A 24706-nucleotide genomic window follows, 5' to 3' on the forward strand; every position below is an offset into this window, starting at 1 on the left:
CCGCCCGGTCCACGGCGGGGTCGCTCATGCCGTCGTCCTGGGCCGGCCGGGCGGAAGCAACGCGCCGGCGCCGAGCGCCAGCCCCGCGGATATCCAGAAGGACACGGTGAGGCTCGTTCGATCGGCCACGAACCCGAGTAGCGGGGCGGCGGCGGCCTGCCCGACGGCGATGAGCAGGAAGGTGAGTCCGACGCCGACTGCGGGCGTGCCCGGATAGACGTGCGTGCTCCAGATCAGCAGGATTCCGGTGAGGGCGATGTAGACGGCCCCGAAGACCGCCGAGGCCGCCACGGCGACTGCGGGCTGTCGTGGAATCGCGGCCAGCAACGCGGTGGCGCCGCACATCGCCGGCATCGATACCGCCCACGCGCGTCGTAGGCCCGCTCGTCGCACCAGCTCGCCGGATGCCGCCCCCAGCAGACCACACGCGCCCAGGGCGATCCACGCGATCGTCGCCAGCGTGTGGCTGTGGCCGCCGACGGTCTCGAGAAGTTCCTGGCCGAAGGTCCAGGTTGCCGCGGTGGCCGCGCCGACGATGGTGGCGGCACCGAACAGTCTGCGGGCGCCTGGAGGGAGCCCGGTATGCCGGGCTCGGTCGTGTCCGGTCCGCGTCGCCGCGGTGGGCGGGTTTTCGACATCGTCCGGTACACGGAACCACACCCACACCGTCACGGTCGCCGACACAGCGGCGAAGGTGAGCCATGCTGCACGCCAATGTTCTTCGGCGAGAAGCGCGATCGGACCGGAGATTGCGACACCCAGGCCGGTGCCGGCGTTGACGATCGTCTGGACACGGTCACGGTGACTGGGTGCGACTCTGGTCGCGATTGCGTGCGCCAGCGGCGGAGACGCCAACCCGGTGCTGGCTCCGGCGACCGCCACCCCCACGGTCAGGACGAGGCTGGTGGGCGACAACGCGATCAGGGCGGTCCCCGCGGTCGCCAGGGATCCCGCGGCCACTGCCACAGCACGCGCGCCGAATCGGGGTGTGGCCACGGAGGCGGCGACCGTACCGACGCAGTACGCGGCGTAGCTGGCCGCGGCGATCAGCCCCGCCTGCGCGGCGTCGAGCGCGAAGGTGTCGCGGAAGGCGGGCAGGAACAATCCGTACGCGAAGCGTGCGAGTCCGTAGCAAGCAGCGATCAGTGACAGTCCCGCACCGGCCAGACCCAGTGTCCGGGCCGCCGACAGGGTGAGCGTCGGATGCGCCACGCGGCGGGTTTGATGGGTGTCGGACATTCCGGGACTCCTTTCGATCGTGGGTACGGGATTGTCATCGCCCGCGCTGAGGTATACCGATCGGTGAAGTTCGTGGGTTCCACGCTAGGTATACTGATCTGTGAAGTCAAGCGAGGTGGTGGGCATGTCGGTAACCGAGAAGCCGTTGACCGGCGCGGCGCGGAGAATCCTCGATGCTGCGTCGGAGCTGTTCTACCGCAACGGCATTCATGCTGTGGGGGTCGATGCGATCGCGGCGGAGTCGGGCGTCACGAAACGCACGCTGTACGACCGCTTCGGGTCGAAGGACGCACTGGTCGTCGCCTATCTCACGGAGCGCAACCGGCGGTGGTGGGAGCGGTTGGAGGAGCGACTCGCAACGGCCGAGCATCCCCGTGCCCTGGCGGTATTCGACTCCTATCTCGCGGACGTCGATGACGGCGAGCGAGGCTGTGCGTTCATCAACGCCTCCGGCGAACTGCCCTTCTCCCACCCGGGTTACGAGGTCATTCGCGACCACAAGCAGAGGGTGTACGAACGGCTGGTCCAGCTGGTCGTCGAGGAAGGCCTGGTGGAAGATCCGCCTCGAGTGGCAGAGCACGTCTACCTGCTGCTGGAGGGCGCGGTTTCCCACCGCGGCATCGACGGATCCGGTCGGCGACTGGAACGTGCCCGTGACCTCGCTGCGCAGGTGCTCGGCCCCGATGGTTAGGGCGGGCCGTGTATGGGTAGCCCTCGTCCGGACGAATCCAACCGAGGCGGATTTCTGCCGGAATGGAGTAGACCGTGACCGATACGTCGACTCTCATCGCGCAGCTGCGCACACTGCTCGCCCTGACGAACACCGAGATCCAGGTGGCCGACACCCGCAGAGCGCAGGCTCGCACCGATGCTGTCGCGACGGAGCTCGCCCGGAACGCGGACAATGCGCGCGGTCGCGCCGACGCGATCGAGCGGGCTCTGCGCGAATTGGGTGGGCTTCCTGCACATGTCGGACCACTGCTGGGACGGGCAGCGGCGGCGATCAAAACGATGACCGAGCAGGCACAGCCGTTCGACGAGGCGTTGCTCGGTGATCTTGCTCTGGAACACCAGCTCCTCGATCGATCTCGGTACTTGAAGGCGCTGGCCACCGCAGAGCATCATCGAGACATCGTGGCGCTGGCGGATCGACTGGTCACGGCGCATTCGGCGACCGTGGAGTGGTTGACGACGGTACTGGCGGAGGATGCCCTCGGTGGTCCCGCGGCTCTGCGGCGAAGCCCGATGCAGACCGCTGCCGGCGCGGCGGTGCGTTGGATGAATGCCCCCATTGCCTGGTCGGCCAAGAGCGTCGATCAGGTAATGGACGCCGTGCGTTCCGCGGGACCTCGGATCAACCAGTTACTCAGCCGAGGAGCTCGCGCCGGGGAAGTGGCAACGAGAACGATTACCGCAAGTCGTGACGCGGCCCTCGAACGCGCCGAAGAGGTCACACGGGACGAGGGTGCCGACGCGGTGGCCGACGCTCTGCACGGCGTTCGCGGGTCGACGGGAGGGTTGCAGCCGGAGGAGCTTCCGATCGCCGACTACGACCGAATGAACGTCTCTCGGGCCGTCGCCGCGATCAAGGAACTGGCTGATCCGGCCGAGATACGCGCGATCGTGGCGTACGAGGAAGCGAACAAGAATCGACGCGGCGTCGTCTCGGCGGCTCAGACGCGCCTTGCGGCAATCGCGCAGGAGGTCGTCGGCGTCCGATGAGGGGCGACGCCACCAGCTGCGCTGCTGAACCGATAACGCCTGACCGACGGCGTCGAAGGCCGTTCGGCTGATTGTCAGATTACTCGCTGGAGATGGCGAGTGATTTGTCCCTGCGCGGTGTGCTGCATCGGTGGAAACATGGGTGTATGGCGGGCAGCGAATCTTCGGCGGGTGCGGCGCAGTCGACGAAGTTGGAACGGCACGTGCGGGCGGCGATCGAGGCGATGGCCCGCGACATGCGCGACGAGCACGCCAGTCTGAACGGCACGCTCGAGGTGATCACCCGCGCCGCCGTCGACCTCGTTCCCGGGGCTGAGCACGCGGACATCACCCTCGCGGTGCGGGGCGGACGCCTGGAATCGCGCGCCGGCACGTCCGAGTTGCCGTGTCGGATCGACGAGTTGCAGCAGGAGGTCGAGGACGGGCCGTGCCTACAGGCGATCTGGGAGCACGAGACCGTTCGGGTGGACGACATGGACCACGAGGATCGGTGGCCACGGTTCGCCCCTCGTGCGGCCGGGGCAGGTGTCCGTTCGATGCTGGCATTTCAGCTCTACACCACCGAGTCGAACCTCGGTGCGCTGAATCTGTTGAGTTCGGTTCGAAACGCATTCGACGCCACCTCGGTGAGCCTCGGAGCCACGCTGGCGACACACGCGGCAATCGCGGTGATCGCAGCTGAGCGCGAGGAGCAGTTCCGCGAGGCGCTGGAATCCCGGGACACCGTCGGACAGGCCAAAGGCATTCTCATGGAGAAGTTCTCGGTAGACGCCGAACACGCCTTCGGGTTGTTGCGGAAGCTGTCCCAGGAACGGAACGTGCAGCTGTACGAGATCGCGCGGAAGCTCACCGAGGGGGACGATCGGCCGCCTGTCTGAGTGTCCGTTTCCGGTGGTGTACTGGTTCGATCAGGCCGAGGCGGTCGTTCTCGACGTTGTCAGGTGCGTACGGGATGTGGTGACTCCGACGAAGCCCTGCGATTCAGCTGATGCGGATCTTGACGTCGGCGGGCCGAGCAATTTCCTCGTCCCGCGCCTGCTTGCGGTTTCCCTGCAGGGCGAGCGTGACTGCAGCCAGAAGCGCGAACGTACTGCCGGTCCACATCGCAACTGCGGGATCGTTTCCGAAAATGCTGATTGCAAAGGCGCTCAACGCGGTTCCGGCGGTGATCCCCAAAGTGATGACCGACGTGTGGAAGGTGCTGACAAGGTTTCCCGTGCCCCCGATCTCGACGACACGGGTCACCAGTGGCGGGTTCATGGTGACCCCGGCGAGCCCGACGACAAGCACCATGGTGAGGACCAGAGGTTGGATCCGTCCAGCGAGTGCGAGTACGCCGAGTGAGACGAAGAGCAAGGCGTGGCCGAATCGCAGAACGCCGACGGCGTGCTTGTCCGCGAGCTTCCCGACGATCAGATTGCCGACGAGAGCGCAGAGTCCGTACGCGAGAAGTATCAGCGTCGTCGCATCCGCGCTGAACCCGGCGCTTTCTTCCAGGAGGGGAGTGAAATAGGAGAACGCCGCGTAGGCGGATCCGATGGTCAGGAAGCTCACGAGGTAGCGCGACCACAACCGAGGGAGGCGAAGGTTGCGCAAGTCCTGAGCGCTGTCGGCGGCACTGGCTGCGCTCCTCGGAGCGAGCGTGAGGAGACTGACCGCGAACACGGCCAGGGCCGCGGCGCCGAGAATATAGAACGTGGCCTGCCAGTTCCAGCGTCCGGCGATGAAGTGGGAAACGGGAAGTCCTATCACGGTGCCGACCATGATGCCGCTCAGGACGATTGAGACGGCTTCGCCGATCTTGTCCGTGCTCGGCGCAAGTCTGGTCGCGTAGACGATCGACAGCCCTACGGCTGCCCCTGCGAGGCAGCCAGTCAGAATGCGCATCAGCACCACCCACCAGTACTCATGCACGACTGGCACGAGCATCTCGGGGATCGCGTACGCGGCGACCACGGTGAGCAGCGCTTGCTTGGGTGGGCGGTGCCGCAGGGCGTAGGCGATCACCGGCCCGCCGAGTGCCATGCCGAGCGCGAATATCGAGACGAGCAGCCCGATCTTTCCCGTGTCCACCTCGAGGTCCTTGGCCATTTCGGACATCATCGCGGGCACTTGTAGCTCACTCGAGACCACGATGATCATGGTCAGCATCAACAGGTACAGGTGTTTCTTCAAGGGAATTCCTTCGGTGATCGACAGCAGAATATGTATTTGAAAGTACAAAACTCGGAGATGGCTCAACGCCGTTGTGTTCCAGCGTTTATGCCCGCAAGGAGTCGATGTGCAGATCCGCAACCTTGCGCAGTTCGGCAGGCTTGGTGCCCGCCTGTGCGAGAACGCGTATTCCGGAGATTGCGGACACCACCATCAGGGCAGCGTCATTCGGTGCGACCTCTGATCGCAGGGTGCCATCGAGCCGCCCAGCTCGCACTGCGTCGGCCACGAGGGAGAGTTGATCGTCGAGGAAGCGGTCGAGGATGTCCGTCACGCGGGGCTCGCGGGCGCCGAGGTCGGGCGCCATGCGAGAACTCACGATCATGCACCCTGCGGCGTGCCCGTCGTTCCTTGCTTCGACTTCCTCGTTCAGGACGAGAGCGAAGAGGGCCGTCAGGCGTTCGACTCCTGACAGTTCGCCATCTGTCAGGATTGCTTCCTGCTCCTCCCTGGCGACGGAAACGCTGCGCTCCAGGGATCGGACGAACAGCTCGTCCTTCGAGGTGAAGGTGTTGTAGAGGCTGCTCCGCCGCACGCCGGCTGCCTCGCACAGCTGCTCGGTGGAGGTGTCCGCGAACCCGTGAACCCGGAACTGCTTGACGGCAGCATCCAGAACCGCAGCCTCGTCGAATCCTCTCGGTCTGCCCATGACCACCAAGCTACACAATTATGTACTCGCGTGTCCAAAAGTCTGGAGCGACTCCATCCCCTCCGTCTCGCAGTCGGGTGTCAGTGACCGATCCTGTCGAGTTCCGCCACCGCCGCTTCGGGGAGCGAGAGTGCGGCTCCGGTGATGTTCTGGTGGAGGTGCGCTGTCGAGGATGTGCCTGGAATGAGCAGGATGTTCGGGGAGCGCTGCAGCAGCCATGCGAGGGCCACCGACATCGGCGTTGCCTCGAGATCGTCGGCTACCGCCGAAAGCCTCTCGGACTGCAGCGGTGTGAAGCCTCCCAGTGGAAAGAACGGAACATAGGCGACACCCTGCTCGGCGAGTTGGTCGATGAGGGCGTCGTCGTAGCGGTGCGTGAGGTTGTACATGTTCTGAACGCACACGATCGGGGCGATGCCCTGTGCCTCTGCGACCTGCTCGGAGGTGACGTTGCTGACCCCGAGATGTCTGATCAGACCCTCTTCCTGCAGTTCCGAGAGCGTGCCGAACGCTTCTGCGAGGGAGCCGGGTTGCGGGCCGGTCGCGTCGCCCATCCGCATGTTGACGAGATCGAGAACCTCGACCCCGAGGGACCGAATGTTCTGCTGCACCTGCGTACGGAGGTCTTCGGGCCGGCGAGCGGTGGGCCAGCCGCCTCGTGCGTCGCGCTTCGCGCCGACCTTCGTCGCGATGAACAGCGAATCAGGGTAGGGGTGAAGAGCTGCGCCGATCAGTTCGTTGGTGATCCGGGGACCGTACGCTTCGCTGGTGTCGATGTGGGTGATGCCGGCCTCGACGGCCTCGCGCAGAACGGCCAGGGCGCCGTCGCGGTCGGCGGGTGACCCCATGGCTCCCGGGCCCGCGAGCTGCATGGCCCCGTAGCCGAACCTGGTGACGGAAGAGTCGCCGAGAGTCCAAGTGCCGCCGGGAAGTGAATTACTTAGTGCTTCCATCGTTTTCGCCCTGCTCCTTGATCCGGGTGGCGCGTGCCGCCACTCACGACCATCATCGAAGAGTCCCTTCCCATGGGGAAGGAGGCACCTGAAAGTGCGTAACTTACTCGAGGGAGAGCGAAACCGAAGTGGCAACGACGAGCGCGGCCCAGAAGCGGGCACTCGACAAGGCGCAGTACAACGCGTTCCTGGCGCAGTGTCCGAGTCGTCAACTGCTCGAACGGATCTCCGACAAGTGGGTCGTTCTGGTCTTGTGTGCTCTCGGCGGCGAGACGTCCGATCCGGCGGGCGCGGTAGCCGACCCGGCAGATGCCGCGAAGGCGATGCGGTACTCCGAGATTGCGCGGCTGCTGGCCGGGGTCAGTCAGAAGATGTTGACGCAGACGTTGCGAGCGCTCGAGCGTGACGGCCTGATCACGCGCACCGTGACGCCGACCGTGCCGGTCACTGTTTCCTACGAACTCACGGACCTCGGCCGATCGCTCCATCAGGTGACCCGAGGGCTTCGAAGCTGGGCGCAGGATCATATGCCGCAGGTCCTTGCGCACCGAGCCCTGCACGACGATGTCGATGCCTGATCGGCCCACCGACGAGGAGTTTCCGATGCGCGGCAGGTAGGGGCCGCGCGCAGCGCGCTGGTTCACGATCGCGCCCCCCGGGGCGCTAGGCCTCCCGTTGGCGGTGCGCGTGTGTGCGCACTTTCATCCTGTTCCCGCAAGTGGTCATGGAGCACCACTTGGCAGTGCCGGGGCGACTGTGGTCGATGAGGAAGAGGTTGCACTCGGTGTTGGCGCAGGGCCGAAGCCGGCCGGGCATCTTCTCTGTGACATCGGACCAGGCCATGGCCGCGCGGACCGCGAGTCGCTCGGCCGGGGGAGTCTGCAGCTCCCACCGAATGCCGGTGGGCGCGACCTCGGGCGTGAGGATCGCGTCGTGGATCAGTGACCCGAGGACGGCGCAGGCGTCGGCCCGGTCCCGAATCATCTCGTGCAGGGCACTCCGCATCCGCTGGAGATGCGCGATCTCGCTCTTCGAGCCCGTTCCGCCGAACCGCTGGACAAACTCGCGGCCGGCCGAACCTTGCAGGTTGTCGACCTTCTTGCCGTCGACGATCGGTGCGCTGTTCAGCAATGCCAACAGCAGATCCTCGTCCTGAACCACCCGGACCCCTTCCTTCGGTCACTCGATCGCTTCAGCCTTCTTCTCATGCTACCGTCGAGCTAACCAGTTAAAACTAGTTAAGGGGTTAGCTATGACTACTGTGCACCACCGCACCGTCGCCGTCGGCGACTACGAGGTCTTCTACCGCGAGTCGGGGTCCCCGGATGCGCCCGTTCTTCTTCTGCTGCACGGGTACCCGACCAGTTCGCACATGTTTCGACATCTCATTCCGGCCCTGGCGGACCGTTATCGCGTCGTCGCGCCCGACCACATCGGGTTCGGTCGCTCGTCGGCCCCCTCCGCCGACGACTTCGACTACACCTTCGAGTCCCTCGCAAAGGTGACACGCGCCTTCCTCGAGGAGATGGGTATCGCGAAGTACACCGTGTACGTGCAGGACTACGGCGCACCGATCGCCTGGCGCCTGGCACTGGCCGATCCCGAATCCGTCGAGGCCGTCATCTCACAGAACGGCAATGCGTACGAGGAGGGTTTCGTCCCGGCGTTCTGGGAACCGATCTGGGCTTACGGCGCGGACCGGTCCGTCGAGAACGAAGAGGCCCTGCGGCCCGCGCTGGAGCGCGAGGCGGTGGAATGGCAGTACAAGCACGGGGTCGCCGACGAGACGACCGTCGACCCCGACGCCTGGGAACACGACGTCGCGCTGCTCGGTCGCCCGGGATCCGACCGCGCCCAGCTGGATCTGTTTGCCGACTACGTCACCAATCGACAGCTGTACCCCGCGGTCCACGACTGGCTGCGCACCACCCGGATCCCCGTACTCGCAGTGTGGGGTAAGAACGACGAAATCTTCGGTCCTGCAGGTGCCGAGGCCTTCCTGAAGGACGTGCCCCATGCTCGCGTCGAGTTGATGGACGGCGGCCACTTCCTTCTCGAGTCCAATCTCGACGACGTCGTCCGCGTCATCGATGAATGGCGAAGCGAGACTTCGGAGAGGGATCGCCGATGAACATCTTCGTCATCGGAATCACCGGGAGAATCGGTCGGCTACTCACCGATCGTCTCGCGAGCCGAGGCGACACGGTCAGGGGCTTCACGCGGTCGGCCCGCGACCAGGCCGAGTTCGCCGCTGCCGGTATCGAGACATGCGTGGCCGAGCTGGGCGCGATGACGCCGCACGACCTCGCGGCGGCCGTCGCGGGCGCTGATGTGATCGTTTTCGCCGCAGGATCCAACGGTGGAGAACGAGGCGTCACCGAAGCTGTCGACCGAGACGGTGTCGCCAAGACCATCGAAGGAGCGCATCTGGCCGGCGTTCGTCGGGTCGCGCTCGTGTCCGTCTTCCCGGAGGCCTGGAGAGAACGTCGGCTTCCCGCCGACGAGGAGTACTACTTCGCCGTAAAGAAGGAGGCGGAGGTCGCACTCACCCGCAGCGGCCTCGACTGGGTCATTCTGCGCCCCTCTCTGTTGACGGACGAGGCCGAAACGGGGCTCGTCGCCCTCGGGCCTGCTGAAGCACACGGACAGATCGGTCGAGGCGACGTCGCCGCGACGCTCGCCCGCATCCTGCACGAACCTCGCATCAGCAGGAAGATCCTCGAGTTGAACGAGGGTGACACGCACATCGACGTAGCGGTGTCGCGTGCCGGTGCGGAACCCTCTAGTGCAATCGGACGGGAGATTACCTCTACCGCAGGGCATTCCGGAGCCGACGCGTCGTGAGGTTCGACACGCGAAAACCGCTGGCATCCAGAAGGAGTGGCATTTGAACGGACGTTTGTTTCAATCTGGTTGACCGCGGTAAGGATGTTGTTACCGGGAGCGATTTCGGCTCCGACCCGCCCTAGCATCGGTGTGTCCGTTGATCGATGTCTCGAGGTGTCATGTGAAGTCTTTCCAACGCAGGGTGTTGGTACCCGTTCTCGCTGTGGCCTTTTCCGGTGCCGTCGCGCTCTCCACGTCCATTGATGCGCCGGCGCGGGCGGCGACGATCGGGGCCCCCGGCTGGCTCGGCTCCACCGGCTCGCTCGGCTCTCTCGGGGGTTCCGTCGAGGACCTGTCGTACGCGGCCGTCGCGCAGCGACTCGGTGCCGTCATGGCGGAGCAGGGTATTCCCGGAGCCCAGGTCGTCTACGCGGACCGCGGGGCCGAGCGCGAATTCGACTACGGGGTCGCGAGTGCTGCCACAGGTAGTCCGGTGACGTCCGAGACCGTGTTCGAAGCGGCGTCGCTGACGAAGGTGGTCGCCTCTTACGTCGTGCTGCAGTTGGTGGACGAGGGCGTACTCGATCTCGACACACCGCTGTCGGAGTACTTCGACTATTCGCGGATCGCGGGTGACCCGGCGGCACAGCGGATCACCGGGCGGATGGTGCTGACGCACACCTCGGGCCTTCCGAACTGGGCGACCGGGCCGTCCAGCCCGGAGTTCGAAACCACGCCGGTAGGTACCGTGTTCGAACCCGGGACCCAGTGGTCGTACTCCGGAGAGGGCTTCTACTACCTGCAGAAGACCGTCGAGTCGCTGACCGGTGAATCGTTCGAACAGTTGGTTCGAGAGCGGGTGTTCGAACGCTTCGGGATGGTGGGAAGCGATCTCGTCACCAATCCAGCCTTCGACGCCGTCACATCCGTCGGCCACACCGCCGACGGCACGGCCCGGCCGGTTCGCAACTTTCCCCGCGCGAATGTCGCGTACACCCTGCGGACCACGGCGGGCGACTACAACAAGTTCCTTCGCGGCGCACTGATCGACGGCGAGGGCCTCGCACCGGCGACACGGGAGATGATGTTCACGCCCGCCGGCAGTGCCGATCATGGCGGCGGCGACCAGGACGCGATCGACCACATCAAGTGGGGACTCGGTATCGGGCTGCAGAGCAACGAACTCGGGGACGCGATCTGGCACTGGGGCGACAACGGCCCCTACAAGGCCTTCTTCATCGCCTACCCCGAGACCGGGCGCAGCATCGTGATCATGACCAACAGCGAAAACGGCTTGAACGCAGTCGATGACGTCGTCCACGAGTTCTTCGGGTCGAACACGATGTATGCGACGAGATGGATCAAGGAAGCCGAATAGGCGGCCCCTGTTCGACTGGCAAGTTACCCCTCGTAGCTTCGGCAGAAGATGCCTGTCACCAGCAGTGGTTTGGGCGGATGCTCTTTCGACGTGAGCGGAGGATTTCAGACGATTTTCTCGCCCAGCAGGATGTGGGCCGCGCGGGGCCGACGGAATCTCTACGTTCGCTCGGTATGAACGTCCAACGCAGCGAATGGTCCGATCGTCAACAGATCCACGACGTCGTCCTGCGGTACTGCCGCGGCATCGACCGACTGGACTTCGACCTCGTCCGGTCGGCCTATCACCCGGACGGGGTCGACCATCACACCGGTTTCGAGGGCACCCTCGACGAATACATCGCCTGGGTCGAGCCCAAATTGCGTGCCCGGCGCGGGGGGACGATGCACATCGTCGGCAACCATCTGGTCGAGCTGTTCGGCGACACCGCGATCAGCGAAACGTACGGGACGTCGGTCCACTGGGGAGAACCCGCCGACGATCCACGGGTGAACTTCACCAGCGGCGTGCGGTTCATCGACCACATGGAATGGCGGGACGGTCGATGGGCCATCGCCGAGCGGTGGGCGGTCCGCGAGTGGACCCGGTCGGACGCCGGCCGGTTCATGCCCAAGGAGGGTGCGGGACCGTCCGGCAGTAGAGATGGTGACGATCCGCTGATCCGGCTGCAACGGAAGCTGCACGGAACGGAGGCACGGCCGTGAAGGTGGGAATCAGTTCGCCGATCGTGGCGCTGGCCGGTAAGCGTCCCGAGTGGGAGGCGTCGGCCGGCACCGTCGAACTCGTCAGGGTGGCGCAGGCCGCCGACCGGCTCGGATTCGAGTTCATGACGTGCGGAGACCACGTGGCCGTGCCGCCGGGATTGCCACGCGGCGAACGCTTCTACGACCCACTGGCGACCTTCTCGTTCCTGGCGGGGCAGACACGTCGGCTCCGGTTCCTGCCGTACGTCCTGGTGTTGCCCTTCTACCATCCGTTGGAGATCGCCAAGCGGTACGGGACGCTCGACCACCTCAGTGGCGGGCGGTTGATCCTCGCGTTCGGAGTGGGGAATCTCAAGGAGGAATTCGACATGCTCGGCGCTCCCTTCGAGGACCGCGGGCCGCGGGCCGACGACGCCCTGCGGGCGCTCCGGGCGGCGCTGTCGGGGCGCATGGTGTCCTACGAGGGGCCGTACTACTCGTTCCAGGACATGGTGGTCGACCCGCATGCCGCTCAGGCTCGGCTGCCGATGTGGATCGGCGGGCACAGCGAGCGTGCCCTGCGCAGGGCGGTCACCCTCGCCGACGGCTGGGCGCCGGCACCGCAGGCCTTCCGCGGACCCAGCCCCGAGTTGATGCGGCAGATGCTCGATCGGCACGAGTTGCCGGAGGATTTCGACGTCGTCTTCTCGCCGGGCCACCGACTGGATCCCGTCAACGAGCCAGGACAGGTGGCCGAGGTGATCGCCACTGCGGAGAAGGCGGGCGCCACCCAGATCAACCTGACGGTCCGGCACGAGTCGCTCGCACATTATCTGGAGCAGCTGGAGGCCTTCGCGGAGGTTGCGGGTCTGGACGTCCAGTTGGACTAGCCGTGGACGGGACGGGGATCGCCCGGTGGGTGGCGTTCACCGGCGGCGACCGTCCCGAGGTGGTCAACTTGTCGAATGGACCTCGAGGGCTCGTGGTCGCCGGTCTGTCCTCGCTCGCTCCGGGAGGTCGTCGACCACCTGCGTGAAGCTGGGCATGTGGTGGCAGGGGCAGCGGACGATCGCCGGGTGATCACGGGTATCTGTCAGGACTCTCGCCGCGTTCGCCAGGGCGATCTGTATGCGGCACTGTCCGGCCGGCGGAATCACGGTGCCGCGTTCGCCTCGGAAGCGGCCGAGCGCGGCGCCGTCGCGATGCTGAGCGACCGGGCATCGGACATATTGCCGACTGTCCTCGTCGACGATCCACGCGTGGCGCTCGGGCCGCTTGCGGCATGGGCGTACGGCAACCCGTCGACTGCGTTCGACCTGTACGGCGTCACGGGGACGAACGGTAAGACCAGCACCGTCTACATGCTGGAGGCCGCGCTCGTGGCCGTGGGCCTCCGGGCGGGCGTCGTCACCGGGATCACCGTGCGCGGCCCCACGACGGTCCGGCCGGCGACGCGCACCACGCCGGAAGCGTGTGAGCTGCAGCAGAGCTTCGTCGAGTTCGTCGGGGCGCGGGTCGACGCGGTCGCGATGGAGGTCTCGAGTCACGGGCTGGCCGAACACCGGATCGACGGATCCCGTTTCGACGTCGGAGTGTTCACCAACCTCGCCCGTGATCACCTCGACTACCACCCGAGCATGGAGGCGTACTACGCGGCGAAGGCGCGCCTGTTCGAACGGGAAGTCTGCGAGCGGGCGGCGATCTGCATCGACGACGACTACGGCCGTCGGCTCGCCCACGGCGTCACGGTTCCACACCTGACGTTCTCGACGCACGATCCCCTTGCCGACGCGTATGCGTCCGCGGTGCGTGCGGACCGGTGGGGGAGCGCGTTCATCTTCCATCACCGCGGCGAGCGAGTGCCGGTTCGGCTACGGCTCCTGGGCGGCCATCAGGTCGACAATGCCGTCGCTGCCCTCGCCACGCTGTCCGCCGGAGGGATCGACATCGGTGCGGCCGCAGCGGGGATCGAGTCCTTGGACACCGTTCCCGGCCGGCTCGAGCGTGTCGAGGCCGGGCAGCCTTTCCTCGCCCTGGTCGACTTCGTGCACAACACCGCCGGCCAGCATCGGCTGTTCCCGTACCTGCGCTCGGTGACCCCCGGCAAGATCGTCGTGGTGTTGGGGGCCACTGGCGAACGAGATCCGGCCAAACGGGCTCCCCTCGGCTCCACGGCAGCGCAGTACGCGGAGGTTGTCATCGTCACCGACGAGAGCGCGTTCTCCGACGACGCTGCAGGTCTCCGCGACGACGTCGCCGAGGGAGCCCGCCGGGCCGGGTCGGCGGAGGTGATCGTGATCCCGGATCGTGCCGAGGCGATCGTCGCCGCCGTGGAACTCGCCGGCGCCGGGGACACCGTCCTGGTAGCGGGACGCGGGCACGATCCGACGCTCATCGGCAACGGCGTGACCATCGCTTTCGACGATCGCGACGCACTGCGCCGGGTGCTGCTGACGCGGGCCTACTAGTCGACGTCGTCATCGGCGAGAGTCCTCCCACGCGGTCAGCTGTCGTCTTCGTCGGCACAGCCCGCTCGAGACGCTCTCCCGGCACCGAGCGGGGATGCCCGGCTGGCGCGGCAATCGGCACAGGGGGCATCCGCCAGTCTTCCGGCGGTTTCGGTTTCCTGGCCGTGGGTATTCCGACAGCACGCCGGGTCGTGCGTACGGGAGGGACGGAGGAGCTGTGAGGATCGGATACAAGCTTTTCGCGGAGGCGTACTCGCCGATCGAGTTGGTTCGGCAGGCGGTCCGGGCGGAGGAAGCGGGCTTCGACTTCGTCGAGATCAGCGATCACTTCCACCCGTGGTTGCACGATCAGAACCATTCCGGTTTCGCGTGGTCGATCCTCGGATCGATTGCCGCGAAGACGTCCACCCTCGGATTAGCCACCGGAGTGACGTGTCCCTTCGTTCGCTACCACCCGGCGATCGTGGCCCAGGCGGCGGCAACGACCGCACTACTCTCCGACGGCAGATTCGCGCTGGGACTGGGAAGTGGTGAAAACCTGAACGAGCACGTCGTCGCGCGGGGTTGGCCGGCGGCAGCGACCCGCTCGCAGATGTTGCGAGAGTCGATCGAGATCATCCGATTGTTGTGGAGCGGTGGCTATCACAGCTACAACGGTCGACATCTCGAGCTCGAGGACGCTCGAGTCTTCGACCTACCGGAGCAGCTCCCGCCCATCATCGTGGCAGGCTCGGGAGGGCCTGCAGCCAAGATCGCCGCCGAACTGGGCGACGGGCTGTTCGCAACGGAAGCCGACCCGGATCTGGTCGCCAGTTACGAGGAGGCGGGCGGGTCGGGTTCGCGGTACGCCGAGGTCTCGTTGTCCTGGGCCTCGACGGAGGAAGCCGCTCTTCAATCCGCCCACAGGCTGTTCCGCTTCGCGGCTGCAGGATGGAAAGTTCAGGCCGAGTTGCCGAACCCGGTCAACTTCGAGGCTGCCGCCTCCGTCGTCCGAGAGTCCGACATAGCCGAGAGCTTCGGGTACGGACCCGATCCGGAACGTCATCTCGACAGGATCCGCGCATACGCCGACGCCGGCTTCGATCACCTCGCCCTCGTCAACGCCGGACCTGACGTCGACGGATTCTTCGACTTCTACAGCGAAGAGCTCGCTCCCGCGCTGAAGGCGTTCACAGCGGTCTGAGAATCTGCGATTCCCGAGGCGGCGAGATCCGGAGAGGTGCACGAAGTCTTGCGCTCCGGAGGGAATCGAGAGGTCGCCGCGCAGCAATATCCTTGCGGCCGTAAGGCTTGACGCCAGCAGCGGGATGGACGCCGGAACCTGGGAGACGTTGCCTTGCGGGTGGACGAATCGGCGCACCCGTTCCACGCAAGCCCGTTCCACGCAAGGCTGCCTCCGCGGTCCATGCGTGTTGCGCTACGAGTCCTGCTCCGTGCGCTGGCGTGCCTCGTCGGCGGCCGCTTTTCCGCGCGCCTTCTCGGCCTCGGCTTCCTTCTCGGCGGCTTCGCGCTGTGAGGCCGCCTTGTCTTGCTGCGCTTTTCCCTCCCGAACGAGGTCGTCCTGACCCGTGACTGCGCCCGCGGCTTCCTTGACTTTGCCCTTCACGCCCTCGACGGTTCCTTTGACAGCCTCTGCAGGCCCCGACTTGTCCTTGTCCGACATGATGCGGTCTCCTTCCACCGATACGGTCCGGTCGACGAGTACCCGATCGAATTTGGAGACAAACGTCGCTCAGTGGCCCAGTTGATCGGTGAGCGAGACGTTGTCCAGCCGCTTGATTCGTCGATGCTCGGCCAACACCAGAACGGTCCCCACCACTAGAGCGCAGCCACAGACGATGCCCGCGATCCACGCCCAGCCGGCGAAGCCGTAGCCCGCGGCGACGAGCGTGAGGCCCAGCGTGACGATTGCGACACCGATCAGGGCATACCCAGGCCAGTTACGCGTGTCCTCGATGGCTTCGCCGGGATGTTCCCGGGTCGTGTGCGCCAGGTCGCGAGGGTCTTTGCTGTTCATTCGAACCTCCCCGGTTTCGAATCGGAGGCTCCGCACGGGAATGGACCCGTGCGGTCCTTGCGTGTGTCCTAGATTGTCGTCCGCCTCCGGTGTTCCTGCACGGCACCGTTCCGGCCGAGCACCTCCGGTTCGACAGACCTGTCCACGCGACGAGGCGCCGCGGGCCTGCGGCACCCGTCACTGCGGCAACCGTGTCGGCGTCCAGAAGGTCACGATGTTCGTCGACCATGAGCCCTTGCGACTCGGCGGAGTGTGTCGCTATCGTGGGGCGCGGTTGAACAAACAGCCGATGCTGGAAGCGCCGCTCGCGTCGGCTTCGTAATCCGTTCTCATTCACACGGGAACGCGTCGACAGCGAGATCACCCATCTTCCGATGTATCGGAGTTGTCTCGAGATGAACCGCGAACACCAACCATTTGTCGACGTCGCCATGCGCCACCACCTCGGTGTCGGGTCCGCCGCCGAACATTTGATCTCCATGGTCGGCGATGCCGACGAGCTGCCCGGTAGCGCCGTCATCCTTTCCCCGCGGGAGACGTGCACGGTGAACTCGTGGCTGGCGGGTGCAGGCGCATGATGCTCGATACCGACCACGGCGCCGGTCGAATGCAGCTCCGCGACTCGACGTCGGGCCAGTCGCGTCGCCGCTTCTCGGCGACGCTCGCGTGTGGTTCCGGAGCGATTTCCGCCATTCCGCCCCTATTGCTCGGTTCGTCCGGAATTATGTGTGCGACAGTGGGATTGGCGATCATGCTCGCAGTCGTCCTGGCATCGTTCCTCATTTGACCGTCGGATGCGGCCGTCATCCGTTCTGGGGCACGACTTTGTCCAGAAGCTGCTTGGCCACGACTTTGAGTTTGACGTTCGCTTCCTGGGATCTACGCACCAGCAGGTCGAAGGCGTCGGAGGCCGAGATGCCGTGCAGTGCCATGACGATTCCGATGGCCTGATCGATGTCGGCGCGAGAAGTGAGGGCCGCCTGGAGATTTCGGATGGAGTTCAGCGCACGTCGATGCCGCTCCGCCTGCTGTAGAGCTGTGACGGCGGCGGTGGTGAACACTTCGACCAGTGCCTCGTCGAGCGACTGGAAACCCCGAGGATCGCTGCTGTAGAGGTTGAATGAGCCTTGGACACGGTCCGAGAGCACAAGCGGCAGCGCGATGAAGCTCTTGATCCCGAGCTCGGCAGCAGATTCTTCGAGATCCGGCCATGTGGAGCGCACCTGATCGCCGTCGGCGACGATGCTACGTCCCTCTCGCGCGGCCGTGAGGCAAGGCCCGCTGTCGTTCGTGTACTGGGCGGCGTCCATGTGCCGGACGCAGGGGTGCGTCGCGGCAACTGTTTCTGCCGATTCGTCGGACAGCAGTGTCACGCCTGCCATCTCGGCGCCGGGGACGATCCGGACGGCGCCCTCGACGACGGTCTGCAGAACCGTTGCCAGGTCCTCGTACTCGTCGAGAACGCCGGACAGATCCTGAAGTGCCTCGGTGATCTCGTCGAAACGCTTGCTCAGTGCGTCGAGGGTGTCGTCGTTCATCGGGATGTCCGATCAGCCGGCGCTCGGTCAGTAGGCGGGGTCGGTCAGTACATCGGAAGGGCTCCGTTCGTACTCCAGGGCCGATCCGACGGTGTCGTGACGCTGGAACATCCGGCGTGCACCCGTCGCTGCGAGAGCATGCTCGACGCCCCGCGTCGGAGTGACGAGTCTCAATTCGAGTCCGTATCCCACCGCCTGATCCTTTGCGTCGACCAGTGCGGAAGCGCCGTCGACGCTGATGAAATCGACGCGGGACAGATCGAGCACAATCAGGCGGCCGTTCGCCAGTTCGTCACCACTCACCCCGTCGAGCAGGGTCCGGAACGATCGGCGGAAACCTTCCACCGTGTTGAGGTCCAAGTCGACGAGCAGCTCCACGACCAGGGCCGTCGGAGCGCGTTCGGTGGCGCCTTCGCCGCCGTCGAACCGGTAGGTGGACGCGCGAAGCATGGTCATTGCTGAATTGGGAAGATCAGGCACGGCGTGCCTCCATCCGCTTCAAACGAGTTGGATGGCGCCCCGCCCGAGGCTTCGGTCGAGACGCCCGATCCATGACGGCCGAAGGGTCGCCCGTCTATGTGGACAGGCTGTGTGCTCAACCTCTTTTGTTTCTAACACCGACTCGTCCTCGTGTACAGGCCACTGGCGCCGACCTGGGCTTCGATGGTCACGGGACGGCCGCTCCGGACGTTTGTCCAGCAGGGCGACGACGGCTCTACCGCTCCATCTTCGCGCGCAGGCTGGCGAGCGTGTCGGAGAGGATCCTGGAGACGTGCATCTGGGAGACACCCACGTGGGCTGCGATCTGCGATTGCGTCTGATTTCCGAAGAACCGGAGCAACAGCACAGTGCGCTCCCGGTCCGGCAACCCCCGCAGCACGACTCTCAACGTTTCGTGATCCTCGACCCCCGCGAGATCCGCATCCATGTCTCCCAGTAGATCGCCGAGTGTCGATCCTTGTTCAGGACTGCCACCCACATTCGCGTCGACCGAGAGGGCGCGGTAACCGTTGGCGGCCTGCAGACCCTGGGCGACCTCTTCGACTCCGATCCCGAGTTCTGCTGCCATCTCTCGCGCCGTCGGGGATCTCCCGAGTCGCTGGGACAACCTCGACGACGTCTTGACCAGGTCGAGATGAAGCTCTTTCAGGCGACGAGGCACCCTCACGGCCCAGCCGGTGTCCCGAAAGTGACGCCGGACCTCGCCCATGATCGTGGGCACTGCGAAGGCGAGAAAGTCCGAGCCACGATTGACGTCGTAGCGGTCCACAGCGTTGACGAGGCCGATACTCGCGACCTGCACCAGGTCCTCGAACGGCTCGCCGCGACGGTCGAAGCGTCGGGCGATGTGCTCGGCGAGCGGAAGGCAGCGCGTGATGATCGACCTCCGCAATTCGGCGCGCGCGGGGTCGGACTCGCGCAGAGATTCCAGGGACGTGAACAGGGGGTTGAGGTCGCTGTACTCGTCCGGTCGATCGTCTGTCCGGGGCGTCACATGGTCTCCCCGCACCCCATGGCGAACGAGATTGTGATGGTGGAGGATCGGCCGTCTCCGTTGCCGTGGTGACGATGGATGGCCAGTTCGTCGGTGAGTGTACGAAGAACATGCCAGCCGAACGTCTGCTCGTATCGTCCGTCCACTTCCGGACCGGTGGTGGGGACGCAGCCGGCGAAGCGGAACGAATCGGCACTCACACGAAACGTGCACACGATGTCGCTGCCTGGAAGTGCGATTCGGAACAGCGTGCTGCAGGCTTCATCGACGGCGAGTCGCAGATCGGCGAGCTGGTCCAGTGTCATGTCGCACTGTTCGGCCAGCGACGCGGACACCCCCCGAATCGGTGCCAGTAGGCAGGCGTCGGCCGGAGTACGCAGCTCGACGACAGGCGTGGAACCCTCGCTTCGGCTCGTGGAGATGCACGCTTCGCTCATGACTCCTCGCTTCGAAAGTGGGCCTGACAGGAGGATCCCGTCGGCGGCGTCGATTGGAGGATTCCCGTGGAGCGTCGTTTCCAAACCCCCAGATCACGGGCGTCGAGAAGTGCGCCCGGCCGGCCCGACGAATCTGTTGCCCCGGGTCCTGGCCGTGCCTTCACCCCAGGCCGCTACTTCTCGCGCTGTGTGGCTTCCGGTGGATGCTTCTCACCTCGTCCTGCGCCCGGCTGATGCGCCGGTCCGACACCTTCGTCGGACTCGGACGGCTGTTCGTGTTGCACGCTGCTCCGCTGTGCCTCACCGCTGCCGTCGGGATCACCGGCGCGTGCACGCATGTGCTCGCCGGACTTCGCCTTCCTCTGCCGATCGTCGTACGGGGGCACGGAGGCCTCGTCGGAGGACGATCCGTGCCCCCCGGCATCCGGAGGCCTCTGCCAACCCGGTTCGCCCGACGAGATTGTGGACTCGTCCTCGAAGGCGCCCTCGGGTCGGTTCACGCCTGCGCCCGGCTCGTGGGCACCGGCATCGCGTGAACCCGGGGCTCCTCGCTCGGATTGTGGTTCCTCGTCCAGATGTTCACCGGGTCGCTTCGTCATGACTGTCTCCTCGATGTCCGTCACCGTCTGAGCCGACGGCCGGTTCTCCGTCCCTGCGGGTGCGGGTACCCATTCGCGGTGTACGCAACACGCGAATGTCGCGGGCGAAACCGGGATCGACGCCGGCCGCTCACCCGATTCTCGGTGCAGTCGAGTCGTCGCCCGGATGGGACGGACGCTCCGCCAGTAGTGCCAGCCGCCGGATGCACTCCCGATTCCGGAGGACCGCGGCCAGCTCGGCGACGCTCGCATCTCCCGCGCCGCGACTCCACGAACTGTTGCCGGCCGTCCGCGCGACCCCAGGCAGCGAGGGTGCCCCGGGTGGGTGCCGTCCCTTCACCGGGGGGGGTTCGGAAGGAGACTTCCCACAGCGGTCCGCGCAAACATCACCCGGCCGGACACGAGGGTTTCAGCTGATCAACCTGTGGGTGTCACGGCGGTGATCGAGTGCTTGATGGGACCCTGATCGAACGGCCCACGTTCCGTGGTCGGAGGCGGGGTCGTGGGTTCCGGGTCACCGGGGTCGATCATCGGTGTGGTGGTCTCGAGCAGCCGAGGGCTGATCGAGCGTTCGAAATCGTCGGCACATCCGGATCCCAGTGCCGCCGCCGCGACGACGGCCATCGCGATCCGGGGGAGGGCTGCGCGCCTGGAGTGGTCGGTCCTGTGGCTCATGATCGTTTCCTTCGAGCCGGTTCCTCGCGGAATTACCTGTCCAGCATCTCACCGCAGGGATCCGGGCGGGAGTCCCAACGGCCCTGCCCCGGGGATCCACGTCCCACGTACTACAGCGACAATGACGGCATGCCGTTGATTCAGATCAGCCAGACTCCCGGACTGTCCACAGAACAGAAGCGCGAGACCATCGCCGCGGTCACCAAGGCCTACGCCGAGGCGACCGGGAAGAACGCGTCGTCGGTGTGGGTGACCATCACCGAGGTTCCGCGCGAGAACTGGGGTGTCGGCGGCGAACCTCTGGGCTGACCCCGCAGCCGCGGATCGCGGCGACCTTCCGATTCATCGCGTGCCGGATCACTCGCTGGAACAAGAAGTTCCGTAATCCAGTGAGGTTGGTTCCGTGGTGTGCGTAGAAGGTATCCGGATCGTCGTACGTGCCGAAATCGCCGTTCACGCCGGTCTTCTGGATCGCTGTATCCGTGCCGGTCCACGCCACCAGCGGATCGCCGATGTCCTCGGTGCCTGCGCCGTATCCGAGGAAGGGGCCTTCCGGCGCCACCGTGTTGCGGAGCCCGGTCAGATAATCGGCATCGAGGATGACACCCTCCAGATCGACCCAACGGTCGTCGAACCGCACCTCCGCCCAACTGTGGACGATGTTCCGAGGTGCGAGTCGATAAGCGATTCCGTCCACGACGCCCTTCTGAAGGCGTTTGTCGATGGTGGCCCCGTGAAATCGGCAGGGCACGCCCACAGCCCTCAGCAGTGCCATCAGGAGGGTCGTCTTGGTGTTGCACTGGCCGTACCCGTCTGCGAGCACACGGGAGGCCGCCAGTGCGTCGTCCGTGTTGTACCCGAAGGTGATCTCGTCCCGGACGAAGTCGTAGACAGCGCCGATGCGCGTTCCGTAGGGCAGATGCCTCCATCCGCGCTCGGTGACGAGCGCCTGCACGGAGGCATCGTCGTAGTCCAGAATCGGGGTGGGCTGCAGATGAACGTCCATGGATCGAACGTATGCGCGCCGGGCGCCGAGAGGCTTGAACGTTGCGGCTGACCTTCGTCGCGGGCCCGAGCCGGATCAGGAAGTGCTCTCCGGCCACGCGTCGCGGCGGACCGTCATCCCCAGCAGAGAAGACGGACTCAGCCCGAAATTGTTCTTGAACACCCGGCTCAGGTGCGACGAGTCACTGAATCCGGCCGCTACCGCGGCCTGAGTCAGGTTGTCGCCCAAAGCTACTCGCTCGGCCACCGTTCGCAGACGGATCCACAGTGCGTAGCGGCGGAAGGGGATACCCACTTCGCGGCTGAACAGGTGGGTCAGGCGCGAGGGGGAGATGTGGGCCGCGGCGGCGGCGTGCCCGAGCGTGGGCCGCGACCCGGGCGTCCTCTCCAGTTGCCGCAGTGCCGCGAGCACCGGTTCCGACAGTCGGGTGGGCCGCGGCGGGCCGTCCGGGGCGATGGTGCGAACCAGGTGGTCGATGATGCGCACGGCGTCCGAGTCGTCGGCACGATCGATCGCGATGCGTGCCATCGTGGCCTCGAACTCCCGGCCGCGGGCGCGTTCCCCGGCGAGGCCGAGCCCACGGCCACGGGGGCCGAACGGCTCGACGAGCACCAGCAGCAGGCGGCGCGAGGCGCAATGCAGCCGGTGCGGCAGCCCGCTCGGGATCACCGCAGCCGTCGTGTGAAGGTGGCCGTCCGCGAACTCGAGGACGAACGGCTCGTCCACGGAGACCATCACCTGCACGGCGTGGTGCGCGTGGAGGCCCGAGTCGCCCCCGACGCCGCGGTACAGAACCGCACCGGGCGTCAACGTCAGTCTGCCGTCCCAGGGCGAGCCCTCGGATCTCGTCGAAGTCGACATGGCAGTCACGGTCGGGGACCGGTCTATGCCTTGCCGGTACCGGCGGCGATGCCCTTGTCGAGTTGGTCGACCAGTGCCTTGCCCAGCGTCGACAGCTGCGCCACCTGGTTGTCGTCGAGGCCCTCGAAAACCAGGGCCTGAACGGTGGCCACATGCCCGGGCGCGGCCTCGACCACCTTGTCGTACCCGTCGTCGGTGAGGACCGCGAAGGCGCCGCGCGTGCCTGCGACAGTTTCGCGCCGCGCCCAGCCGCGCTTCTCCAGTCGCGTGACGACGTGCGACAGGCGCGACAGCGACGCGTTCGCCTGACACGCGAGTTCGGACAGACGCAGGCGTCGGTCGGGTGCCTCCGACAGCACCGCGAGCACGAAGTACTCGAAATGGGTCAGTTCGGAGTCGCGCTGCAGCTGGGTGTCGAGTGCCGCGGGCAGCCGGGTCACCAGGGAGACGAGCGTCCGCCAGGCCTCCTGCTGTGCTCCGGTGAGCCAGGGGGTGTCGGTGCTCTTTTGCGCGCCCATCGGGTCTTCTCTCCGATCGCTGAAAGTCGGTGTTCGGGTACCAGCGTGCCAAACCCGCGTGACCGGTTACGGAGCGGGGAACAGACGTCCGGTCGCGGCGGTTGACCCCCATGTTAACTTGAAGCTTCAACAAAGGAGTTCACGTGAGCGACATGCCCGCCATTTTCCTCAGTCACGGCGCACCCCCGCTGGTGGACAGCGCGCAGTGGGTCGCCGAGTTGTCCCGGTGGTCCGCTGACCTGCCGCGCCCGACGGCGATCCTCGTCGTGTCCGCGCACTGGGAGTCGGCGCCGCTCACGATCGGCGCCACCGAGACCGGGACGCCGCTGGTGTACGACTTCGGGGGCTTCCCACGGCGGTTCTACGAGGTGACGTACCGGTCGCCGGGCGCGCCCGACCTGGCCCGACAGGTCGCCGCCCTCATGCCCGACAGCGAACCGGTGTACCACCAGCCGAACCGCGGTCTCGATCACGGCGCGTACGTGCCACTCACCGTCATGTATCCCGACGCCGACATCCCGGTACTGCAGATGTCGATGCCGACCCTCGATCCCGAGCGACTGCTCGACCTCGGGCGACGCCTGCGACCACTGCGTGAGCAGGGCGTGCTGATCATCGGATCGGGCTTCACGACGCACGGACTGCCGTTCCTGCGCGATCCGTCGCCCGACGCCGTCGCGCCGGGGTGGTCGGCGGAGTTCGACGCCTGGACGGCGGAGCGGCTGGCGGCCGGCGACGTCGATGCGCTGATCGACTTCCGCGCGCAGGCCCCCGGCATGCCCTACGCGCACCCGACGATCGAGCACTTCGCGCCGCTGTTCGTCACGCTCGGTGCGTCGAACAACCCGGAGCAGATCGCCGATCAGGTGATCGACGGCTTCTGGATGGGGCTGGCCAAACGTTCGATCCAGGTGGCCTGACGCCGGATCAGCCGCGGCTGCGGACGAATTCGAGCGCGCGATCCGCGTGCAGGTTGGCGCGCAGTTCGCTCGAGATCACCTCGAGCACTGTCCGGTCGGTGTCGATGACGAACGTGCTCCGCTTGACCGGTGTGATCCGGCCGAGCAGTCCGCGCTTGACGCCGAACCGCTCGGCGACGGTGCCGTCGACGTCGGCCAGCAGCGGGTAGTCGAACGACTGCGCGCGGGCGAAGCTCGACTGCTTCTCGACGCCGTCGCGGCTGATACCCGCGATGGTCGCCCCGGCCGCGGCGAACTCGCGCGCCAGATCCCGGAAATGGCACGCCTCCGCCGTGCACACCGGGGTGGACGCCGCGGGGTAGAAGAAGAGCACGAGCGGTCCGTCCGTGAGCAGCGACGTCAGCGTCCGGCGGGTGCCGTCCTGGTCGGGGAGATCGAATTCGGGTGCGCGCTCACCGGGCTTCATGGGCGCCGAGGCTACCCGCGACCGCGGCCGTGATCGGTGTTC

Annotated in this window: 30 protein-coding genes; 14 read left to right on the forward strand and 16 right to left on the reverse strand. The window is 66.1% G+C overall.

Annotated features, from left to right (window positions below):
- Nucleotides 1-24: 24 nt before the first annotated feature.
- Entirely contained in the window at nucleotides 25-1239 is a 1215-nt protein-coding gene (locus LCL87_RS14360; RefSeq protein ID WP_225020693.1) for an MFS transporter, read from the reverse strand.
- A 124-nt stretch (nucleotides 1240-1363) separates the two neighbouring features.
- Here LCL87_RS14360 and LCL87_RS14365 point away from each other — a divergent pair, with 124 nt between their 5' ends.
- From LCL87_RS14365 to LCL87_RS14375, 3 genes are all read left to right on the forward strand, one after another.
- Nucleotides 1364-1930, forward strand: a complete 567-nt coding sequence (locus LCL87_RS14365) for a TetR/AcrR family transcriptional regulator (RefSeq protein ID WP_225020695.1) — start codon at nucleotides 1364-1366, stop codon at nucleotides 1928-1930.
- Nucleotides 1931-2004: 74 nt separating this feature from the next.
- The gene (locus tag LCL87_RS14370) at nucleotides 2005-2961 is read left to right on the forward strand and encodes a ferritin-like domain-containing protein (RefSeq protein ID WP_225020697.1); all 957 of its coding nucleotides are present in this window, start codon (nucleotides 2005-2007) and stop codon (nucleotides 2959-2961) included.
- A gap of 236 nt (nucleotides 2962-3197) precedes the next feature.
- Nucleotides 3198-3839, forward strand: a complete 642-nt coding sequence (locus LCL87_RS14375; protein ID WP_510850776.1) for a GAF and ANTAR domain-containing protein — start codon at nucleotides 3198-3200, stop codon at nucleotides 3837-3839.
- Nucleotides 3840-3942: 103 nt separating this feature from the next.
- On the opposite strand, the gene LCL87_RS14380 is transcribed toward LCL87_RS14375, so the two are convergent.
- From LCL87_RS14380 to LCL87_RS14390, 3 genes are all read right to left on the reverse strand, one after another.
- Nucleotides 3943-5136 carry an MFS transporter gene (locus tag LCL87_RS14380; RefSeq protein ID WP_225020701.1) on the reverse strand — a complete coding sequence of 398 codons (1194 nt, stop codon included), beginning with the start codon at nucleotides 5134-5136 and terminating at the stop codon, nucleotides 3943-3945.
- A gap of 85 nt (nucleotides 5137-5221) precedes the next feature.
- Nucleotides 5222-5824, reverse strand: coding sequence for a TetR/AcrR family transcriptional regulator (locus tag LCL87_RS14385; RefSeq protein ID WP_225020703.1), 603 nt, complete (start codon nucleotides 5822-5824; stop codon nucleotides 5222-5224).
- An 80-nt stretch (nucleotides 5825-5904) separates the two neighbouring features.
- Nucleotides 5905-6777 carry an aldo/keto reductase family oxidoreductase gene (locus LCL87_RS14390; RefSeq protein ID WP_225020705.1) on the reverse strand — a complete coding sequence of 291 codons (873 nt, stop codon included), beginning with the start codon at nucleotides 6775-6777 and terminating at the stop codon, nucleotides 5905-5907.
- Nucleotides 6778-6905: 128 nt separating this feature from the next.
- On the opposite strand from LCL87_RS14390, the gene LCL87_RS14395 reads away from it, so the two are divergent.
- Nucleotides 6906-7355, forward strand: a complete 450-nt coding sequence (locus LCL87_RS14395; RefSeq protein WP_225020707.1) for a winged helix-turn-helix transcriptional regulator — start codon at nucleotides 6906-6908, stop codon at nucleotides 7353-7355.
- Between the two features lie 85 nt (nucleotides 7356-7440).
- Here LCL87_RS14395 and LCL87_RS14400 read toward each other — a convergent pair whose 3' ends face one another.
- Entirely contained in the window at nucleotides 7441-7938 is a 498-nt protein-coding gene (locus LCL87_RS14400; RefSeq protein WP_225020709.1) for a CGNR zinc finger domain-containing protein, read from the reverse strand.
- Nucleotides 7939-8029: 91 nt separating this feature from the next.
- On the opposite strand from LCL87_RS14400, the gene LCL87_RS14405 reads away from it, so the two are divergent.
- The 7 genes from LCL87_RS14405 to LCL87_RS14435 all read left to right on the forward strand — a co-directional run bounded on the left by LCL87_RS14405 (nucleotide 8030) and on the right by LCL87_RS14435 (nucleotide 15315).
- The gene (locus LCL87_RS14405) at nucleotides 8030-8908 is read left to right on the forward strand and encodes an alpha/beta hydrolase (protein WP_225020710.1); all 879 of its coding nucleotides are present in this window, start codon (nucleotides 8030-8032) and stop codon (nucleotides 8906-8908) included.
- Entirely contained in the window at nucleotides 8905-9621 is a 717-nt protein-coding gene (locus LCL87_RS14410; RefSeq protein ID WP_225020711.1) for an SDR family oxidoreductase, read from the forward strand. Before LCL87_RS14405 ends, LCL87_RS14410 begins: the two co-directional genes overlap by 4 nt.
- A gap of 163 nt (nucleotides 9622-9784) precedes the next feature.
- Nucleotides 9785-10981, forward strand: coding sequence for a serine hydrolase domain-containing protein (locus LCL87_RS14415; RefSeq protein WP_225020713.1), 1197 nt, complete (start codon nucleotides 9785-9787; stop codon nucleotides 10979-10981).
- A 173-nt stretch (nucleotides 10982-11154) separates the two neighbouring features.
- Nucleotides 11155-11685 carry a nuclear transport factor 2 family protein gene (locus tag LCL87_RS14420; RefSeq protein ID WP_225020715.1) on the forward strand — a complete coding sequence of 177 codons (531 nt, stop codon included), beginning with the start codon at nucleotides 11155-11157 and terminating at the stop codon, nucleotides 11683-11685.
- Nucleotides 11682-12554: an LLM class F420-dependent oxidoreductase gene (locus LCL87_RS14425; RefSeq protein ID WP_225020717.1), complete on the forward strand. Its 873-nt coding sequence runs from the start codon at nucleotides 11682-11684 to the stop codon at nucleotides 12552-12554. Before LCL87_RS14420 ends, LCL87_RS14425 begins: the two co-directional genes overlap by 4 nt.
- A 75-nt stretch (nucleotides 12555-12629) precedes the next feature.
- Complete coding sequence (locus tag LCL87_RS14430; protein WP_225020719.1) at nucleotides 12630-14132, forward strand: UDP-N-acetylmuramoyl-L-alanyl-D-glutamate--2,6-diaminopimelate ligase; 1503 nt, start codon at nucleotides 12630-12632, stop codon at nucleotides 14130-14132.
- Nucleotides 14133-14349: 217 nt separating this feature from the next.
- Complete coding sequence (locus LCL87_RS14435; RefSeq protein ID WP_225020720.1) at nucleotides 14350-15315, forward strand: TIGR03557 family F420-dependent LLM class oxidoreductase; 966 nt, start codon at nucleotides 14350-14352, stop codon at nucleotides 15313-15315.
- Nucleotides 15316-15549: 234 nt separating this feature from the next.
- Here the strand turns inward: LCL87_RS14435 and mbp1 are convergent, their stop codons facing one another.
- Together mbp1 and LCL87_RS14445 are read right to left on the reverse strand one after the other, a co-directional pair.
- Nucleotides 15550-15795: a microaggregate-binding protein 1 gene (gene mbp1 / locus LCL87_RS14440; RefSeq protein ID WP_225020722.1), complete on the reverse strand. Its 246-nt coding sequence runs from the start codon at nucleotides 15793-15795 to the stop codon at nucleotides 15550-15552.
- Nucleotides 15796-15864: 69 nt separating this feature from the next.
- Nucleotides 15865-16149, reverse strand: a complete 285-nt coding sequence (locus LCL87_RS14445) for a hypothetical protein (RefSeq protein WP_225020724.1) — start codon at nucleotides 16147-16149, stop codon at nucleotides 15865-15867.
- Between the two features lie 395 nt (nucleotides 16150-16544).
- On the opposite strand from LCL87_RS14445, the gene LCL87_RS14450 reads away from it, so the two are divergent.
- Nucleotides 16545-16727, forward strand: a complete 183-nt coding sequence (locus tag LCL87_RS14450) for a hypothetical protein (protein ID WP_225020726.1) — start codon at nucleotides 16545-16547, stop codon at nucleotides 16725-16727.
- 225 nt (nucleotides 16728-16952) lie between these two features.
- Here the strand turns inward: LCL87_RS14450 and LCL87_RS14455 are convergent, their stop codons facing one another.
- From LCL87_RS14455 to LCL87_RS14475, 5 genes are all read right to left on the reverse strand, one after another.
- On the reverse strand, nucleotides 16953-17687 hold the full coding sequence (locus LCL87_RS14455; protein WP_225020728.1) for a GAF and ANTAR domain-containing protein: 735 nt from the start codon (nucleotides 17685-17687) through the stop codon (nucleotides 16953-16955).
- A 27-nt stretch (nucleotides 17688-17714) separates the two neighbouring features.
- Complete coding sequence (locus LCL87_RS14460; RefSeq protein WP_225020729.1) at nucleotides 17715-18143, reverse strand: STAS domain-containing protein; 429 nt, start codon at nucleotides 18141-18143, stop codon at nucleotides 17715-17717.
- A 259-nt stretch (nucleotides 18144-18402) separates the two neighbouring features.
- A complete protein-coding gene (locus LCL87_RS14465; RefSeq protein ID WP_225020731.1) occupies nucleotides 18403-19182 on the reverse strand; it encodes a SigB/SigF/SigG family RNA polymerase sigma factor in 780 nt (259 codons plus the stop codon).
- Nucleotides 19179-19517, reverse strand: a complete 339-nt coding sequence (locus LCL87_RS14470) for an ATP-binding protein (protein WP_225020733.1) — start codon at nucleotides 19515-19517, stop codon at nucleotides 19179-19181. The genes LCL87_RS14465 and LCL87_RS14470 overlap by 4 nt, the downstream gene beginning before the upstream one ends.
- 1118 nt (nucleotides 19518-20635) lie before the next feature.
- The gene (locus LCL87_RS14475) at nucleotides 20636-20893 is read right to left on the reverse strand and encodes a hypothetical protein (protein ID WP_225020734.1); all 258 of its coding nucleotides are present in this window, start codon (nucleotides 20891-20893) and stop codon (nucleotides 20636-20638) included.
- Between the two features lie 129 nt (nucleotides 20894-21022).
- Here LCL87_RS14475 and LCL87_RS14480 point away from each other — a divergent pair, with 129 nt between their 5' ends.
- Nucleotides 21023-21202 carry a tautomerase family protein gene (locus LCL87_RS14480; protein WP_225020735.1) on the forward strand — a complete coding sequence of 60 codons (180 nt, stop codon included), beginning with the start codon at nucleotides 21023-21025 and terminating at the stop codon, nucleotides 21200-21202.
- Here LCL87_RS14480 and LCL87_RS14485 read toward each other — a convergent pair.
- The 3 genes from LCL87_RS14485 to LCL87_RS14495 form a co-directional block, all read right to left on the reverse strand.
- Nucleotides 21150-21899, reverse strand: a complete 750-nt coding sequence (locus LCL87_RS14485) for a transglutaminase-like domain-containing protein (protein ID WP_225020737.1) — start codon at nucleotides 21897-21899, stop codon at nucleotides 21150-21152. The genes LCL87_RS14480 and LCL87_RS14485 overlap by 53 nt on opposite strands.
- 75 nt (nucleotides 21900-21974) lie before the next feature.
- On the reverse strand, nucleotides 21975-22760 hold the full coding sequence (locus LCL87_RS14490; protein ID WP_225020739.1) for a helix-turn-helix transcriptional regulator: 786 nt from the start codon (nucleotides 22758-22760) through the stop codon (nucleotides 21975-21977).
- Between the two features lie 23 nt (nucleotides 22761-22783).
- A complete protein-coding gene (locus LCL87_RS14495) occupies nucleotides 22784-23278 on the reverse strand; it encodes a MarR family transcriptional regulator (protein ID WP_225020741.1) in 495 nt (164 codons plus the stop codon).
- Between the two features lie 152 nt (nucleotides 23279-23430).
- Between LCL87_RS14495 and LCL87_RS14500 the strand changes: the two genes are divergently transcribed.
- Nucleotides 23431-24198 carry a DODA-type extradiol aromatic ring-opening family dioxygenase gene (locus tag LCL87_RS14500; RefSeq protein WP_225020875.1) on the forward strand — a complete coding sequence of 256 codons (768 nt, stop codon included), beginning with the start codon at nucleotides 23431-23433 and terminating at the stop codon, nucleotides 24196-24198.
- Between the two features lie 7 nt (nucleotides 24199-24205).
- On the opposite strand, the gene LCL87_RS14505 is transcribed toward LCL87_RS14500, so the two are convergent.
- Nucleotides 24206-24664 carry a peroxiredoxin gene (locus tag LCL87_RS14505; protein ID WP_225020743.1) on the reverse strand — a complete coding sequence of 153 codons (459 nt, stop codon included), beginning with the start codon at nucleotides 24662-24664 and terminating at the stop codon, nucleotides 24206-24208.
- Between the last annotated feature and the right edge of the window lie 42 nt (nucleotides 24665-24706).

It is taken from the genome of Prescottella equi (assembly GCF_020171745.1).
Classification (GTDB): domain Bacteria; phylum Actinomycetota; class Actinomycetes; order Mycobacteriales; family Mycobacteriaceae; genus Prescottella; species Prescottella equi_A.